General features: G+C 66.3%; 12 protein-coding genes. 7 read left to right on the top strand and 5 right to left on the bottom strand.

Annotated features, from left to right (window positions below):
• Nucleotides 1–331: 331 nt before the first annotated feature.
• On the top strand, nt 332–3,256 hold the full coding sequence (locus NM961_RS03070) for a TonB-dependent receptor domain-containing protein (RefSeq protein WP_255911148.1): 2,925 nt from the start codon (nt 332–334) through the stop codon (nt 3,254–3,256).
• 210 nt (nt 3,257–3,466) lie between these two features.
• Here the strand turns inward: NM961_RS03070 and NM961_RS03065 are convergent, their stop codons facing one another.
• From NM961_RS03065 to yidD, 3 genes are read right to left on the bottom strand one after another with little or no spacing between them, the layout of a single operon-like run.
• Nucleotides 3,467–4,321 carry a M23 family metallopeptidase gene (locus NM961_RS03065; protein WP_255911318.1) on the bottom strand — a complete coding sequence of 285 codons (855 nt, stop codon included), beginning with the start codon at nt 4,319–4,321 and terminating at the stop codon, nt 3,467–3,469.
• 32 nt (nt 4,322–4,353) lie between these two features.
• Nucleotides 4,354–5,688: a dihydroorotase gene (locus tag NM961_RS03060; protein WP_255911145.1), complete on the bottom strand. Its 1,335-nt coding sequence runs from the start codon at nt 5,686–5,688 to the stop codon at nt 4,354–4,356.
• A gap of 2 nt (nt 5,689–5,690) precedes the next feature.
• Nucleotides 5,691–5,906, bottom strand: coding sequence for a membrane protein insertion efficiency factor YidD (gene yidD / locus NM961_RS03055; protein WP_439334189.1), 216 nt, complete (start codon nt 5,904–5,906; stop codon nt 5,691–5,693).
• A 158-nt stretch (nt 5,907–6,064) separates the two neighbouring features.
• Between yidD and dksA the strand changes: the two genes are divergently transcribed.
• A complete protein-coding gene (dksA, locus tag NM961_RS24345; RefSeq protein ID WP_439334188.1) occupies nt 6,065–7,078 on the top strand; it encodes an RNA polymerase-binding protein DksA in 1,014 nt (337 codons plus the stop codon).
• 209 nt (nt 7,079–7,287) lie between these two features.
• Here dksA and NM961_RS03040 read toward each other — a convergent pair whose 3' ends face one another.
• Both NM961_RS03040 and cysS read right to left on the bottom strand, forming a co-directional pair.
• The gene (locus NM961_RS03040; RefSeq protein WP_255911136.1) at nt 7,288–7,722 is read right to left on the bottom strand and encodes a SufE family protein; all 435 of its coding nucleotides are present in this window, start codon (nt 7,720–7,722) and stop codon (nt 7,288–7,290) included.
• Entirely contained in the window at nt 7,719–9,101 is a 1,383-nt protein-coding gene (gene cysS, locus NM961_RS03035; protein ID WP_255911134.1) for a cysteine--tRNA ligase, read from the bottom strand. The genes NM961_RS03040 and cysS overlap by 4 nt, the downstream gene beginning before the upstream one ends.
• A gap of 253 nt (nt 9,102–9,354) precedes the next feature.
• Between cysS and NM961_RS03030 the strand changes: the two genes are divergently transcribed.
• The 5 genes from NM961_RS03030 to NM961_RS03010 all read left to right on the top strand — a co-directional run bounded on the left by NM961_RS03030 (nt 9,355) and on the right by NM961_RS03010 (nt 14,997).
• Nucleotides 9,355–9,897 (top strand): glycine zipper 2TM domain-containing protein, encoded by a 543-nt coding sequence (locus NM961_RS03030; protein WP_255911132.1) that lies wholly within the window; start codon nt 9,355–9,357, stop codon nt 9,895–9,897.
• A gap of 424 nt (nt 9,898–10,321) precedes the next feature.
• Nucleotides 10,322–11,329, top strand: a complete 1,008-nt coding sequence (locus tag NM961_RS03025) for an N-acetylornithine carbamoyltransferase (RefSeq protein WP_255911129.1) — start codon at nt 10,322–10,324, stop codon at nt 11,327–11,329.
• A gap of 47 nt (nt 11,330–11,376) precedes the next feature.
• Nucleotides 11,377–12,588 (top strand): argininosuccinate synthase, encoded by a 1,212-nt coding sequence (locus NM961_RS03020; protein ID WP_255911127.1) that lies wholly within the window; start codon nt 11,377–11,379, stop codon nt 12,586–12,588.
• A complete protein-coding gene (locus NM961_RS03015; RefSeq protein WP_255911125.1) occupies nt 12,585–13,694 on the top strand; it encodes an acetylornithine deacetylase in 1,110 nt (369 codons plus the stop codon). Before NM961_RS03020 ends, NM961_RS03015 begins: the two co-directional genes overlap by 4 nt.
• Nucleotides 13,681–14,997 (top strand): acetylglutamate kinase, encoded by a 1,317-nt coding sequence (locus NM961_RS03010; RefSeq protein ID WP_255911123.1) that lies wholly within the window; start codon nt 13,681–13,683, stop codon nt 14,995–14,997. The genes NM961_RS03015 and NM961_RS03010 overlap by 14 nt, the downstream gene beginning before the upstream one ends.
• Nucleotides 14,998–15,003 lie beyond the last annotated feature (6 nt).

Raw genomic sequence — 15,003 nt, 5'->3', positions numbered from 1 at the left:
TTATATACGCTTAACCTACCGATGCAGCAGTCGTTATGCCTCGGGCCGCAGCCATGCCTGCAATCGTGTCCTTCTATGGGCCTATGCCCTCGAAGCGCGAGCGCTGCACGGGCTGCTCGCCCCGGAGCGGACTACGTCGAGCTTCGTACAATAATTGCGGCACCTGCACGGTAGTTTGGCCTGGGGTTTTTAGCTCCGTTTACCACCACGATCCGCACCACTCGGTTGGCGTCGGCAGTGAGCCTGTGGACGTCAATGGGTGATCTGGGGAGCGGTACGGTCTGTAATTTCCGGCCCGTACCGAACACCTATACGAGTAGGAGAATTACGCATGACAGTTGATCAGAATGTGCTTGTACGCGCCGTCCGCTATGCGCTGGTGGCCGGCTCTGCAGGCATGGTCCTGGCGCCGGCTTTCGCTTTCGCGCAGACGCCGTCTGCTTCGGACGAACCGGCCCAGCTCGAACGCGTGGAAGTCACGGGTTCGCGCATCCGCAAGGTCGACCTGGAAACCGCCCAGCCGGTGCTCGTCATCGACCGCGCCGAAATCCAGCGTCAGGGCTTCCAGTCCGTCGCCGACATCCTGCAGAACGTGTCGGCCACCGGCTCGCCGGCCATCAGCCGCGCTGAACCGCTGTCCGCCGGTGAATCGCCGGGCGGTTCCTTCATCGACCTGCGCAACCTCGGTCCGCAGCGCACCCTGGTCCTGGTCAACGGCAAGCGCCTGGGCATCAACACCAATGGCCTGCAGGACGTCAGCACGATCCCGACCGCGATCATCCAGTCGGTGGAAATCCTCAAGGACGGCGCCTCGTCCGTGTACGGTTCCGATGCCATCGGCGGCGTGATCAACTTCATCACGCGCAGCAACTTCGAAGGCATGGAAGCCAACGGCTACTGGGGCCAGTACAGTGAAGGCGACGGCGACATCCAGCGCTGGGACGCCACCATCGGCTACAAGGGCGATCGCGGTTCGCTGATTGCCGTTGCCGAATACAGCGAGGAAAAGGTCGTCCACGGTTCCGATCGCGAGTTCTCGCGCTATCCGCGCGGCCAGTTCCACCCGTACCTGGGCTGGACCACGGTCAGCCAGTGGGGCGTGCTGGTGCGCACGGCGGCCAACGGCGGCAACGTCGTGCTGGACCGCGGCGGCAACCCGTACGACATCACGAACTACCATCCGACCAACGCCTCGGCGCCGAACGGCGACGTCACCAACACCAACATGGTGACCGATCTGCGCACGCCGCTGGAAACGAAGAACCTGTTCGTCTCCGGCGACTACCAGATCAGCGACTATGTGCGCTTCCGCGGCGACGTGATGTACAGCGACCGCGACTCCAGCCGCCAGGTCGCCGGCTATCCGTTCCAGAGCGCGTCGTTCCCCGGCACCACCATGTCGCGCGACAGCTACTTCAACCCGATCGGCAGCCATCACGGTGCAGCCACCCCGGCTGCGGCCAGCTTCCAGCGCCGTACCTGGGAAGTGCCGCGCGTCACCACCAGCAGCCTGCAGAACTTCCGCGCCACCCTCGGCCTGGAAGGCTCGTTCGAGCTGGCCGACCGCACCTTCGACTGGGATGTCAGCTACCTGTACTCGCAGAACAAGCTGAACCAGCGCGCCTACGGCAACCTGAACCTGGCCCGCGTGGCCCAGGCCGTCGGTCCGTCGTTCCTCAACGGCGCCGGCCGCGTGCAGTGCGGTACCGCCGCCAACCCGATCCCGTTCTCGACCTGCGTGCCGTGGAACCCGTTCCTGCCGTACGGCCGCACGGGCGACGGTGGGCTCTATAACAACCCGGAACTGCAGAATTACCTGTTCCAGGAAGAGCACACCACGGGCATGACCGAGACCAAGATCTACTCGGCCAACCTGACCGGTCCGATCGTGACCCTGCCGGCCGGCGACCTCTCGTTCGCCTTCGGTGCCGAACACCGCTCCGAGAACGGCGAGTTCCTGCCGGACGCGCTGTCGCAGACTGGCGGTTCGACCAACCTGGCGGCCGGCCCGACCGGCGGCAGCTACAAGGTGGACGAGCTGTACGCCGAAGTGTTCGTGCCGATCCTGAAGGACGTCGCGTTCGCCAAGGACCTGAACATCAGCATCGCTTCGCGTCACTCCGACTACGACACCTTCGGCAAGACGACGAACAACAAGGTGGGCTTCACCTGGAAGCCGATCAACCAGCTGCTGTTCCGCGGCACCCGCGCCGACGGCTTCCGCGCGCCGACCATCGCCGACCTGTACGGCGGCGGCTCGCAGACCTTCCCGTTCTACACCGATCCCTGCGACACCGTGTACGGCGCGGCAGCCAGCAACGCCGCGGTCCGCGCGCGCTGCGGCCAGGACATCCAGAACGCCGCCACGTTCCGCCAGCTGGGCCAGGGCTTCGTCCCGACCACGGTGGCCAACGCGCAGTCGCCGGTTGCTTTCGTCTCGGGTTCCAACCCGAACCTGCTGCCGGAAGAATCGCGTTCCAGCACGCTGGGCGTGGTGTGGAGTCCGGAGTTCTCCGAAAACCTCAACATGAGCCTGGACTGGTGGAAGATCCGCATCGACAACACGATTGTCTCGGACGATCCGACCACCAAGCTCAACGACTGCTACGTCGACGGCAACGCGGCCCGCTGCAACGGCTTCACGCGTGATCCGGAACTGGGCTACGTCAACAGCCTGACCTTCGGCAACCGCAATGCCGGTTACGTCGAGACCAAGGGCTTCGACTTCGACCTGTCCTACCGCCTGCCGACCGACTGGGGTACCTTCGGCGTGGTCTGGCAGAACACCTACGTGTCCAGCCTGGAATCCAAGTCGACGGACGATCCGACTACCCGTCCGAGCCAGTTCAACTCGTTCTCCAACAGCGCCGGCATCAACTTCCGCCTGCGTTCGATTGCGACGTTCAGCTGGGACTACGGCGATTTCGGCGCCACCTGGGGTTCTCGCTACTTCTCCAGCTCGAAGGAGACCTGCCTGAGCGCAGTCAACTTCCCGAACGAGTGCAGCGATCCGGGCTACATCGCGTACAACCCGTCTGACACCCGTCCCATCAACCGCGTCGGCGCCAACACGTTCCACGATCTGCAGGTCCGCTGGAATGCACCGTGGAAGGCAACGATCTCGCTGGGTGCCAACAACGTGTTTGACCACCAGGCCGGTCTGAACTACTCGAACCCCGCCTCGTCCAGCACGCCGTACTACGGCGCGTTCGATATTGGCCGGTTCTACTACGTCCGGTACCACCAGAGCTTCTGATCGGGACAGTTCTGGTCGTGCAAGTCGAGGGCCCCGCGCAAGCGGGGCCTTCTTTTTTTCGTGCGAAAAGGCAAGTCGCACCGTGGGACGGTCGAGTGCGCGGGAGAAAGACTGGCTGAAACTGGCTGCGCTGCGGCGCTGCTGAAGTCGTGCTGCGGCCGGCGTTGTTAGCGCGCCGACCGGGCGGACCGAACAGGCGGCTGCCGCGCGCTATTTATTCGATTGCGGCAGCAGCGCCGGATCCAGCCGCACGTCGAACCAATTGAAGCCCCAGTGCACGTGCGGTCCGCTGGCGCGGCCGGTGGCGCCGGCTGCGGCGAAGACCTGGCCTTGCTTCACCACATCGCCTGCCTTCACGTCGATGCGGCTCAGGTGCAGGAAAGAACTGCTCAGTCCGTGGCCGTGGTCGATCAGCACCGTGCCGCCGGTGAGTATCAGGTCGCCGGCGGCAAAGCTGACGATGCCGGCGGCCGGCGCCTTCACCGGCGTGCCGGTGGGCACGGCAATATCCAGGCCGTAGTGCGGCGCCTTGGGCACGCCGTTGTCGATGCGCTGGCTGCCGTAGACGCCGCTGATGCGGCCCTGGGCCGGGCGCAGGAAGCCGGCGAGGTAATCGTTGCGCTCATCGTCGCGCTCGCGCGCCTGGGCGACGCGGGCCTGCTGCTCGGCGATGCGCTTGGCCAGCTCCGGGTCGGGCGTTACCGTGTGCTGCGGCAGGCCGTCCACCTTTTCGATTTTATATTTTCGCTGGATTACCGCGAGGGTATGGCGCCGGGTCTGGCCGTCGGGACCGCGGACGCTGATTTCCAGCTGAGCCGGCGCATCGCGCTCCACGCCGAACACGTAGCGGCCGTCCTTGCCGACGCGCACCGGGCGCTCGCCCACGCGGACCTCGCTGCCGGGCTGGGCCGTCGCGGTTACCAGCTGGCCCTGCTGCACGCTCGCGGGCAGGGCCGTTTGCGGAGCCGTGGCCGCGGGGGCGGCGTGTTTTTCCGCTGGCCCCGCCGCGAAAACAGGAACGGCGAGCAGGGCAGGGATGATGGCGAGCAACAGCGCGCCGCGGATAGCCGCAGGGTGAAACCGCACAGCGACATGTTTCATCGGGCAAACACCAGGCGCTCGCCGCGCACGCTGTCGTCGACCTGGCTGCCGTCCCAGACGCGCCGGCCGTTGACCCAGGTCGAGGCGATGCTGCTGCGGAAGGTATGGCCTTCGAACGGCGACCAGCCGCAGCGCGACAGCACTTCCTCGCGCCGCACCGTATGCGGCTTGTGCGGATCGACCAGCACCAGATCGGCCTTGTAGCCCTCGCGCAGGAAACCGCGCTCGGCCACGTCAAACAGCTGCGCCGGCGCATGGGTGAGGCTTTCGACGATGCGCTCCAGCGGCAGGGCGCCGGAGAAATGCTGCTCCAGTGCGCATTGCAGGGCGAATTGCACCAGCGGCAGGCCCGACGGCGCCTGGGCGTAGGGCAGGGCCTTTTCTTCCAGCGTATGCGGGGCGTGATCCGTGGCCAGCACGTCGATGCGGCCTTCGGCCAGCGCAGCGATGATGGCCAGCCGGTCGCTTTCCGCCTTGATCGCCGGGTTGCATTTGATCTGATTGCCCAGCGTGGCGTAGTCGCGTTCGGAAAACTGCAGGAAATGCACGCAGGTCTCGGCAGTGATGCGTTTGCCCGCGAGCGGACCGGGCTGGAACAGTTCCAGCTCATCGGCCGTGGTGATGTGCAGGATGTGCAGGCGCGTGCCGTGGCGGCGCGCCAGCTCCACGGCGAGCCTGGAGGACTTGAGGCAGGCTTCGCGCGAGCGGATATAGGGATGGCGTTCCACCGGAATCGCCTCGCCGTAGCGTTCGCGTTCGCGCGCGAGGTTGGCGTCGATGGTCGGCGTGTCCTCGCAGTGGGTCACGATGATGGTCGGCGCATCGCGGAAGATCGCATCCAGTGTGGCCGGGTTGTCCACCAGCATGTTGCCGGTAGAGGCGCCCATGAAGATCTTGATGCCGCAGGCGGCACGCGGATCCAGCGCGCGGATCACATCGAGGTTGTCGTTGGTTGCGCCCAGATAGAAGGCGTGATTGGCCACCGACTTCGCCGCGGCGCGGGCGTATTTGTCTTCCAGCGCTTCCAGCGTGGTAGTGGTCGGCTTGGAGTTGGGCATCTCCATGTAGCTGGTGATGCCGCCGGCCACGGCCGCGCGCGATTCGGTGGCGAAATCGGCCTTGTGCTCCAGGCCGGGCTCGCGGAAGTGGACCTGATCGTCGATCATGCCGGGCAGCAGCCAGCGGCCGGCCGCGTCCAGCAACTGCTCGCCGGGCTGTGCATCCAGCTGCGCCGCTATCGTCTCGATGCGGCCGTTGCGCAGGCGCACGTCGGCGACCGTGCGGCGGCCTTCATTGACCAGCTCGGCATTCTGGATCAGCCAGTTCATCATGATCAGTCCTCGGATCGGGGCGGAGCGCTGCGCTGCCGCCGGAACGTAAAGCGTTCGGGTACGTAGTCGAAGCCGCCGCGGCTGGCGGGATTGCAGCGCAGCAGGCGCCAGGCCGCCAGCAGGCTGCCGCGCGCCGCGCCATGCCGCGCGACCGCCACGCGCGCATAGTCGGAGCAGCTGGGATGATAGCGGCAGCGAGCACCGAACAAGGGGCTCAACCAGCGCTTGTACAGGCCAAGCAAATAGAGTATTAGCCGTGACACGGAGGCGAGAAGCGAAGGACTTGGCTTGCGCGGGGGCGCATATTTCCGGCGGTTGCCGGTGCTGGGGACTTAGGCTATAACACGCCGCCGCCTAGCCACAACGGTGAACGGAAATGGCGAAAAGCACGGGTAGTACGGCAAAGAAAGCCGCCGCCAAAGGCAAGCCGGGCCTTGGCGCCAAGGCGGTGAAGAAAGCAGCGGCGCCCGCCAGGAAGGTTGCTGCCAAGACAGCCGGCAAAGCGGCCAAGACTGCAGTCAAGAAAACGGTGAAACCGGCGCCCAAGGCCACCAGGCCGGCAAAACCGGCCAAGGCTGCGAGCAAGCCCGCGGCGAGCAGCGTCAAGACCACGGCGGCGAAGCCTGCCGCCAAACCCGCCGCAGTCGCGGCGAAGAAAACCCCGGCGGCGGCAAAGAAGCCGGCCGTGACGAGTTCCGCGAAAACCGGCGCCGCTTCCGCAGTTGTGAAACAAGCGCCGGCTAGCATCGAGTCGTCTGCGCCGTCCGCCAAGGCGGCGCCGAAGAAAACGCCGCAGCCGCCGGCTGCGGAAAGCGCCGCCGAAGCAGCGCCTGCAACACCAGCCCCTTCCAGCAAACCGACCAAGCAAGTGATTACAGAAGAAGCCAAGAAGAATTCGCGCAAAGGCGTCATCACGCCGACCGCCTCCGAAGCCGGCATCACGATGGAAGGCGGGCGCTACGCGCTGGCCGCCACCACCAACATCGAGCTGCCGCCGGGCTACCGTCCGAGTGCGGACGAGGAATACATGAACCCGTTGCACCTGGCGTTCTTCCGCAACAAGCTGCGCGAATGGCGCGATCAGCTGGTGGAAGAATCCAAGCAGACCATCGACAACCTGCGCGAGGAAGTGCGTGACATCGGCGACGAAGCCGAGCGCGCCACGCGCGAGACCGAGAACTCGCTCGAGCTGCGCACGCGGGACCGCTACCGCAAGCTGATCGCGAAGATCGACAAGGCGCTCAAGCGCATCGAGGAAGGCCGCTACGGCTACTGCGAGGAAACCGACGAGGACATAGGCCTGGAGCGTCTGGAAGCACGTCCCATCGCCACCTTGTGTCTGGATGCGCAGGAACGCTGGGAGCATCGCCAGCGCCAGATGGGCGACTGATCCACGTATCGCCGTATCATATGCAGAGCCCCGCCTTGTGCGGGGCTCTTGCTTTGTGGCTTTTGCTGCGTCGGCCGCGGTGCCTGGATCAGGCTGCCGCTTGTGCGTCGGCGCCGGTCATGTGACGCGCCGGCCGCATGATCGGTTGCGGTACCGATGCGGAGCCGTGCGGATGTGCACGGCTTGTGCGCGGCGCCCCCCGCGCGCGCTCAGCCGCCCAGCGCCGAACGGGCGTATTGCTTGACCGTCTGCAGCATCGCCGCCAGGCCGTTGGAGCGGGTGGGCGAGAGGTGCCTGGCCAAGCCTATCGATTCCACGAAGCGCGGTTCGGTCGCGAGTATGGCTTCGGCGGAGCGGCCGGAATACACGCGCAGCAGCAGTGCGATCAGGCCGGTGACGATAGAGGAGTCGCTGGCCGCGGCGAATTCCATGCGCGCGGCGTCGCCCGAGGGCACCAGCCAGACCTGAGACTGGCAGCCGTGGACCTTGTTTGCCTCGGTCTTCCACTCCGCCGGGAAATCGCCGAGCTTGCGGCCCAGGTCGATCAGGTACTGATAGCGTTCGGTCCAGTCACCGAAGAAGGCGAATTCGTCGATGATGGCGTCCTGCGCCGCCTCGGCGGCGGCGGCCGAAGTCTCGTTCATGCACCCACCCGCCAGCGCGTGCCCTGGGCGCCGTCCTCGATGGTTACGCCCAGCTCGCCCAGTTCCTTGCGGATCGCATCGGCCCGGGCGAAGTCGCGCGCCGCGCGCGCGGCATTGCGTTCGGCAATGAGGGCCTCGACCCGCGCCGCATCGACGGCCGCGCCGCCGGTGGTCTGCTTGAACCAGGTTTCGGGATCCTGCCGCAGCAGGCCGATCAGGCCGGCGGCGGCGAGCAGCCGCGCCTTGGCGGCGCCGGCCTGGTCGCTGCCGAGGCTGCGCCGGGCGGCGTCGGCCATGCCGGCGAGCAGGGCGAAGGCTTCGGGGGTGTTCAGATCGTCCAGCAAGGCGGCTTCAAATTCGGCCGGCACCGGGGTTTCGGCAGTGGCTTCGACCGCGGCCAGATCGCGCAGCACGCCGTACCAGCCGTCCAGCGTTGCCCGCGCCTGCTGCAGCGCCGTGTCGGACCAGTCCAGCGGCTGGCGGTAATGCGCCTTGAGCAGCACGAAGCGCAGCACTTCGGCGGGATAAAGGTCCAGCAGTTCGTGCAGGATCAGCGTATTGCCGACCGACTTGGACATCTTGCGGCCTTCCAGCGTCAGCATGCCGTTGTGCAGCCAGTAGCGCGCGAACACCTTGCCGCCGTGGGCGCAGGTGCTCTGTGCCACTTCGTTTTCATGATGCGGGAACTGCAGATCCACGCCGCCGGCGTGGATGTCGATGGTCTCGCCCAGATGGGCCTCGCTCATGGCCGAGCATTCGATGTGCCAGCCCGGCCGGCCGCGGCCCCAGGGACTGTCCCAGCCCGGCAGGTCGTCGCTGGAGGGTTTCCACAGCACAAAGTCGGCCGGGTTCTTCTTGTACGGCGCCACTTCGACGCGGGCGCCGGCGATCATGTCCTCGACCGAGCGGCCGGACAGATGGCCGTAATCCGCATAGCTGGACACGTCGAACAGCACATGGTTCTCGGCCGCGTAGGCGTGGCCGCCGGCGATCAGGCGTTCGCACATGGCGATGATCTGCGGGATGTGCGTGGTCGCATGCGGCTCCACATCGGGCGGGTCGACGCCCAGCCGGGCCATGTCCTCGCGGTAGGCGGCGGCGTAGCGGTCGGTGATGGCGCTGATCGGCACACCGGCGGCGCGGGCCGCGTCGTTGATCTTGTCATCCACGTCAGTGATGTTGCGCGCGTAGACCACGCCGGGAAAATGCCGCCGCAGCAGCCGGGCGAGCAGGGCGAACACCACCGCCGGGCGCGCGTTGCCGATATGGATATAGTTGTAGACGGTGGGACCGCAGGCGTACAGCGTGACCCGGTTCGGATCCTGTGGAACGAAGTCTTCGACGCGGCGGGACAGGCTGTTATGGAGACGGAAGTTCATGCGGTTCGACCTTGATGAACGGCAAAGTGTAGCAGGCCGGCTGCGGCGCCTGGGCGGGGCGGTGGCCGGCATCGTTCAGGTCCACGGCCAGCTTGGCGGAGCTTGCGTTTGCCTTATCGCCGATTCAGCCTGTTGAGGTTAAATTCTCATCAAGTCTATGGTGGAACGCGCACCTTCCGGCCGGCAGCCGGAAGCCCGTGGCCCAAGCCGATGCCTCGGCCCGCGCGCTCCGCCAGCCTTTCGGAGATGCAAGATGTCAGGTCGGTTCCCGTTGTTGCTTGCTGCTGTACTGCTTTCGGTCCTGCCCACCGCCTACGCCCAGAACGAGCGGCGCGACTATGGCGATGAAGGCGTCCACTTTGCCTGGGCCGATGTGGTCCGCGTCGACCCGATCTACACCTACGAACGTGTCAGCCGTCCCGAGCGCGAGTGCTACGACACGGAAGTCACCCGGCGCGAAGACCGCCGCGGCAACAACGCCGGCGCGACCGTGCTGGGCGCCATCATCGGCGGTGCACTGGGCAACCAGGTCGGCAAGGGCGACGGCCGCAAGGCGGCGACCATAGCCGGCGCCGTGGCCGGCGGCGCCATCGGCAACAGCGCCGCGCGCCGCGACGACGAAACCTATGTCAGCAGCGAGCGCCGCTGCCGCGAAGTCGACGGCGGCTACGAAGAGCGCCGCATCAACGGCTACGACGTGGAATACCGCTACCGCGGCGAAACCTACATGTCGCGGCTGAGCTTCGATCCAGGCGAGCGCATCCGCGTCCGCGTCAGCGTCACGCCAGCCGACTGATCCGGCAGCCGGACGCTCTCGGCGTTGCCAGCCGGAGATCCAGTGGCGCGCCGGACAAGGTTTTCGCCCCCGGCGGTCCAGCTCCCGAGTCTGCAATCCCTGCTTCCAGAGGGCCGGCTTCCATGCCGGCCCTTATTCCTTAGTGTTGTTGCGCCGCGGAAAACTTCCGTGCATCATCGGCGCGCTTTTCCTACACCGCGACCCATGAATCCGAACTATTCCGACGCCGAGATCCTGACCAGCGCCCGCATGGCCGCCGGCATGACTTCGCGCGCGCGCCGACCGTTCCCGACCACATCAGCCGGGTAGGTTGTCGCACAGCTTTCATGTGTTTCGACGAAAACCCGGCCCAGCGCCGGGTTTTTTCATGTTCGAGCAGCGAACTCCCGGCACCAGGCCCGCAACGCCCACACCGAGGACTTCGATGACTCTGCGCCACTTTCTCAACACCAACGACTGGTCCCGCGCCGAGCTGGACGCCCTGCTGCAGCAGGCCGCCCGCTTCAAGCAGAGCCGCCTGGGCCAGCAGATGGCCGGCAAGTCAATCGCGCTGCTGTTCTTCAATCCCTCCATGCGTACCCGCACCAGCTTCGAGCTGGGCGCCTTCCAGCTGGGCGGCCACGCCGTGGTGCTGGAGCCGGGCAAGGCCGCCTGGCCGATCGAGTTCGCGCCGCGCGCGGTGATGGAAGGCGATACCGAGGAACACATCGCCGAAGTCGCGCGCGTCCTGTCGCGCTATGTGGACCTGATCGGCGTGCGCGCCTTTCCCAAGTTCCAGCAGTGGGAAGTGGACCGCGAGGATCTGGTGCTGAAGGCCTTCGCCCAGTATTCCACGGTGCCGGTGATCAACCTGGAGACCATCACCCATCCCTGTCAGGAACTGGCTCATATCCTCGCCCTGCAGGAACACTTCGGCACGCTGGACAAGAAGAAGTACGTGCTGACCTGGACCTATCACCCCAAGCCGCTGAATACGGCCGTGGCCAATTCCGCGCTGCTGATCGCCACGCGCTTCGGCATGGACGTCACGCTGCTGTGCCCCACGCCGGACTACGTGCTGGATTCGCGCTACATGGAGCTGGCCAAGGCCAATGCGGCCGAAAGCGGCGGCTCGCTCACGATCAGCCATGATGTCGAAACCGCCTATACCGGTGCCGACGTGGTCTACGCCAAGAGCTGGGGCGCGCTGCCGTTCTTCGGCCGCTGGGAGCAGGAAAAGCCGATCCGCGAGGCGCACCGGCATTTCATGGTCGACGAAGCCAAGATGGCGCTGACCAACAACGGCGTGTTCAGCCATTGCCTGCCGCTGCGGCGCAACGTCAAGGCCACCGACGGCGTGATGGATTCGCCGGCCTGCATCGCCATCGACGAGGCCGAGAACCGCCTGCACGTGCAGAAAGCCGTCATGGCCGCGCTGCTGGCGCAGCGCTGAGCCCATTCTTTCTTCTTATCCACCTTTTCCAACCTGGAACCTTTCCCATGACCGATTCCACCGGCGCCGCCAAGGATGTCGTGCTCGCCTTTTCCGGCGGCCTGGACACCAGCTTCTGCATTCCCTACCTGAAGGAGCGCGGCTACGCCGTGCATACCGTGTTCGCCGACACCGGCGGCGTGGATGCGGAGGAGCGCGCCTACATCGAGGCGCGCGCGGCGGAGCTGGGCGCGGCCAGTCATGTCACGGTCGACGGCGGCCCGGCGATATGGAGCGGCTTCGTCAAGCCCTTCGTCTGGGCGGGCGAGGGCTACCAGGGCCAGTATCCGCTGCTGGTGTCCGACCGCTATCTCATCGTCGAGGCCGCGCTGCGCCGCTGCGACGAGATCGGCAGCCGCATCATCGCCCACGGCTGCACCGGCATGGGCAACGACCAGGTGCGCTTCGACCTCGCGGTCAAGGCCCTGGGCGACTATGAAATCATCGCCCCGATCCGCGAGATCCAGCGCGAACACAAGGAGGTGCGCGCCTACGAGCAGCGTTATCTGGAAGAACGCGGCTACGAAGTACGGGCCAAGCAGAAGAGCTACACCATCAACGAGAACCTGCTCGGCCTGACCATGTCCGGCGGCGAGATCGACCGCTGGGAAGCGCCGGGCGAGGGCGCCCGCGGCTGGTGCGCGCCGCGCGCGGAATGGCCGGCGCAGGCGCTGCGTGTGCGCCTGAGTTTCGAGCAGGGCGAGGCGGTGGCGCTCGACGGTGAGCGCATGGCGGGCCACGCCATCCTCGCCCGGCTCAACGCGCTGCTCGCGCCCTACGGTGTGGGCCGCGGCATCTATACCGGCGACACCACCATCGGCCTCAAGGGCCGCATCATCTTTGAAGCGCCGGGTCTGGTCGCCCTGCTGGCCGCGCACCGCGCGCTGGAAGAAGCCGTGCTGTCGCGCCACCAGAACCGCTTCAAGCCGGAAGTGGCGCGGCGCTGGGTGGAGCTGGTCTACGAAGGCTTCTACCACGATCCGCTCAAGCGCGATCTGGAAGCGTTCCTGGCCTCCAGCCAGGCCTGCGTCAACGGCGAAGTCACGCTCGAAACCCAGGGCGCCACGGTGCACGCCGTCGCGGTCAAGTCGCCGCATATCCTCAACGCCAAGGGCGCGACCTATGCCCAGTCGGCCGACTGGGGCGTGGCCGAGGCCGAAGGCTTCATCCGCCTGTACGGCATGAGTTCCACGCTCTGGGCCGAGGTCAACCGCCAGTGAGCACCGGCCAACCCCTGCTGGATGCCTGCCTCGCGCATCTGCGCGCGCTGGTCGCCTGCGATACGCAGAATCCGCCGCGGGCCATCGGCACCGGCGGCATCTTCGATTATCTGCAGGCGCAGCTGCCGGGCTTCCGCCACGAGCTGACCGATTTCGGCGCCGGCGCGGTCAGCCTGTATTCGGTGCGCGGCAATCCGCGCTTCCTGATCAATGTGCATCTGGATACGGTGCCGGTTTCGTCGACCTGGACGCGCGATCCCTTCGACCTGCTGGTTACCGCGGACCGCGCCATAGGCATGGGGGCCTGCGACATCAAGGGCGCCGCCGCCGCCATGGTCGCCGCCGCGCGCGCCAGCGACGGCGACTGCGCCTTCCTGTTTTCTTCCGACGAGGAAGCCAACGATGCGCGCTGCATCGCCGGTTTTCTCAAGCAGCCGCGCGCCTTCGACGCCGTGCTCGTGGCCGAGCCCACCCGCGCCGAGGCCGTGCTGGCCCACCGCGGCATCAGCTCGGTGCGCATGCGCTTCGCCGGGCGTGCCGGACATGCCTCGGGTGCGAATGCCGCGGGCGACAGCGCGGTGCACCAGGCTCTGCGCTGGGGCGAGCGCGCGCTGAACCATGTGGAATCGCTGGCCCATCACCGCTTCGGCGGCCTGACCGGGCTGCGCTTCAACATCGGCCGCGTCGAAGGCGGCATCAAGGCCAATGTGATTGCGCCCAGCTGCGAGGTGCGCTTTGGCTTCCGCCCCCTGCCGAGCATGGACACGGACGAACTGCTGCAGACCTTCCGCCAGCTCGGGCCTTATATCCCGGAGGAATTCGAGCCTACGTTCTTCGGCGCGTCGCTGCCGGCCGGTGATACCGCCGCGGCGGAAACGCGCCGTCTGGCGGCGCGCGATATCGCCGACGAACTCGGCCTGCCCATCGGCAACGCGGTGGATTTCTGGACCGAGGCCGCCTTGTTCTCCGCCGCCGGCTACACCGCCTTCGTCTACGGCCCGGGAGACATCGCCCAGGCGCATACGGCGGACGAATGGGTCGCCCTGGATCAACTGCAGCGCGTCTGCGAAAGCTACGTACGGATAATCGAAAATGGCCGCAAATAAGGACGTCCGCCAGACCATAGTGCGCCTGCTCTCCAGCATGGCCAGCGCCAAGGAGATCCACCAGTATCTCAAGCGCTTCTCCCAGGTCGACGCCAAGCGCTTCGCCGTGGTCAAGGTCGGCGGCGCGGTGCTGCGCGACGATCTGGAGGCGCTGACGTCGTCGCTGGCCTTCCTGCAGCAGGTCGGCCTTACGCCCATCGTGGTGCACGGCGCCGGGCCGCAGCTGGACGAGCAGCTGTCCGCCGCCGGCATCGTCAAGCAGACCGTCGACGGCCTGCGCGTGACCACGCCCGAGGCCCTGGCCATCGTGCGCCGGGTGATGCAGACCGAGAACCTGCGCCTGGTCGAATCGCTGCAGACCCTGGATGTGCGCGCGACTTCGGTGGTCGGCGGTGTGTTTGAATCGCGTTTCCTCGATGCCGAACGCCTGGGCCTGGTCGGCGAAGTGCAGGCGGTGAACCTGGCGCCGATCGAGGCCAGCCTCAACGCCGGCTCCATCCCGGTCATCGCCAGCCTGGGCGAGACGCCCAGCGGCCAGATCCTCAACATCAACGCCGATTTCGCCGCGAACGAACTGGTGCAGGTGCTGCAGCCGTACAAGATCATTTTCCTCACCGGCACCGGCGGCCTGCTCGATGGCGAGGGCAAGGTGATCGATTCGATCAACCTGTCCACCGAATACGATCATCTGATGAGCCAGCCCTGGATCAACGGCGGCATGCGCCTGAAGATCGAGCAGATCAAGGATCTGCTGGAGAACCTGCCGCTGGCCTCGTCGGTGTCGATCACGCGCCCGGCCGAACTGGCCAAGGAGCTGTTCACCCACAAGGGTTCGGGCACGCTGATCCGCCGCGGCGAAAAAGTGCTGCGTTTCACCAGCTGGGACGGCGTGGATCAGGCGCGCCTGCGCGGCCTGATCGAATCCAGTTTCGGCCGCCGCCTGGTCGAGGACTATTTCGCGCGCACTACGCCGTTCCGGGTCTACGTCAGCGAGAACTACCGCACCGCGGTAATCCTGACCGAGGCCGAAGGTCTGACCTATCTCGACAAGTTCGCCGTACTGGACGAGGCCCAGGGCGAAGGCCTGGGCCGCGCCGTCTGGCAGGTCATGCGCGAGGAAAATCCGCGCCTGTTCTGGCGTTCGCGCCACGGCAACCTGGTCAATCCGTTCTACTATGCCGAGTCGGACGGATGCTACAAACAGGAAAAATGGAAAGTGTTCTGGTATGGACTGGGCGACTTCGACCTGATCGCCCGCTGTGTCGCGCATTGCCGCGAGCGGCCCGCAACCCTGATCGGCTGAGGCAGG

Origin of the sequence: Tahibacter harae, assembly GCF_024437735.1 — a bacterium.
GTDB classification, from domain to species: domain Bacteria; phylum Pseudomonadota; class Gammaproteobacteria; order Xanthomonadales; family Rhodanobacteraceae; genus Tahibacter; species Tahibacter harae.
Note: the sequence above shows the minus strand (reverse complement) of the source record. Positions and strands in the feature narration are given on the sequence as shown.

Excerpts from the sequence above, each read along its gene's own strand:
- NM961_RS03070 (WP_255911148.1), top strand. The coding sequence starts at position 332 with ATGACAGTTGATCAGAATGTGCTTGTACGCGCCGTCCGCTATGCGCTG.
- NM961_RS03060 (WP_255911145.1), bottom strand. The coding sequence starts at position 5,688 with ATGATGAACTGGCTGATCCAGAATGCCGAGCTGGTCAATGAAGGCCGC.
- dksA (WP_439334188.1), top strand. The coding sequence starts at position 6,065 with ATGGCGAAAAGCACGGGTAGTACGGCAAAGAAAGCCGCCGCCAAAGGC.
- NM961_RS03040 (WP_255911136.1), bottom strand. The coding sequence starts at position 7,722 with ATGAACGAGACTTCGGCCGCCGCCGCCGAGGCGGCGCAGGACGCCATC.
- cysS (WP_255911134.1), bottom strand. The coding sequence starts at position 9,101 with ATGAACTTCCGTCTCCATAACAGCCTGTCCCGCCGCGTCGAAGACTTC.
- NM961_RS03030 (WP_255911132.1), top strand. The coding sequence starts at position 9,355 with ATGTCAGGTCGGTTCCCGTTGTTGCTTGCTGCTGTACTGCTTTCGGTC.
- NM961_RS03025 (WP_255911129.1), top strand. The coding sequence starts at position 10,322 with ATGACTCTGCGCCACTTTCTCAACACCAACGACTGGTCCCGCGCCGAG.
- NM961_RS03020 (WP_255911127.1), top strand. The coding sequence starts at position 11,377 with ATGACCGATTCCACCGGCGCCGCCAAGGATGTCGTGCTCGCCTTTTCC.
- NM961_RS03010 (WP_255911123.1), top strand. The coding sequence starts at position 13,681 with ATGGCCGCAAATAAGGACGTCCGCCAGACCATAGTGCGCCTGCTCTCC.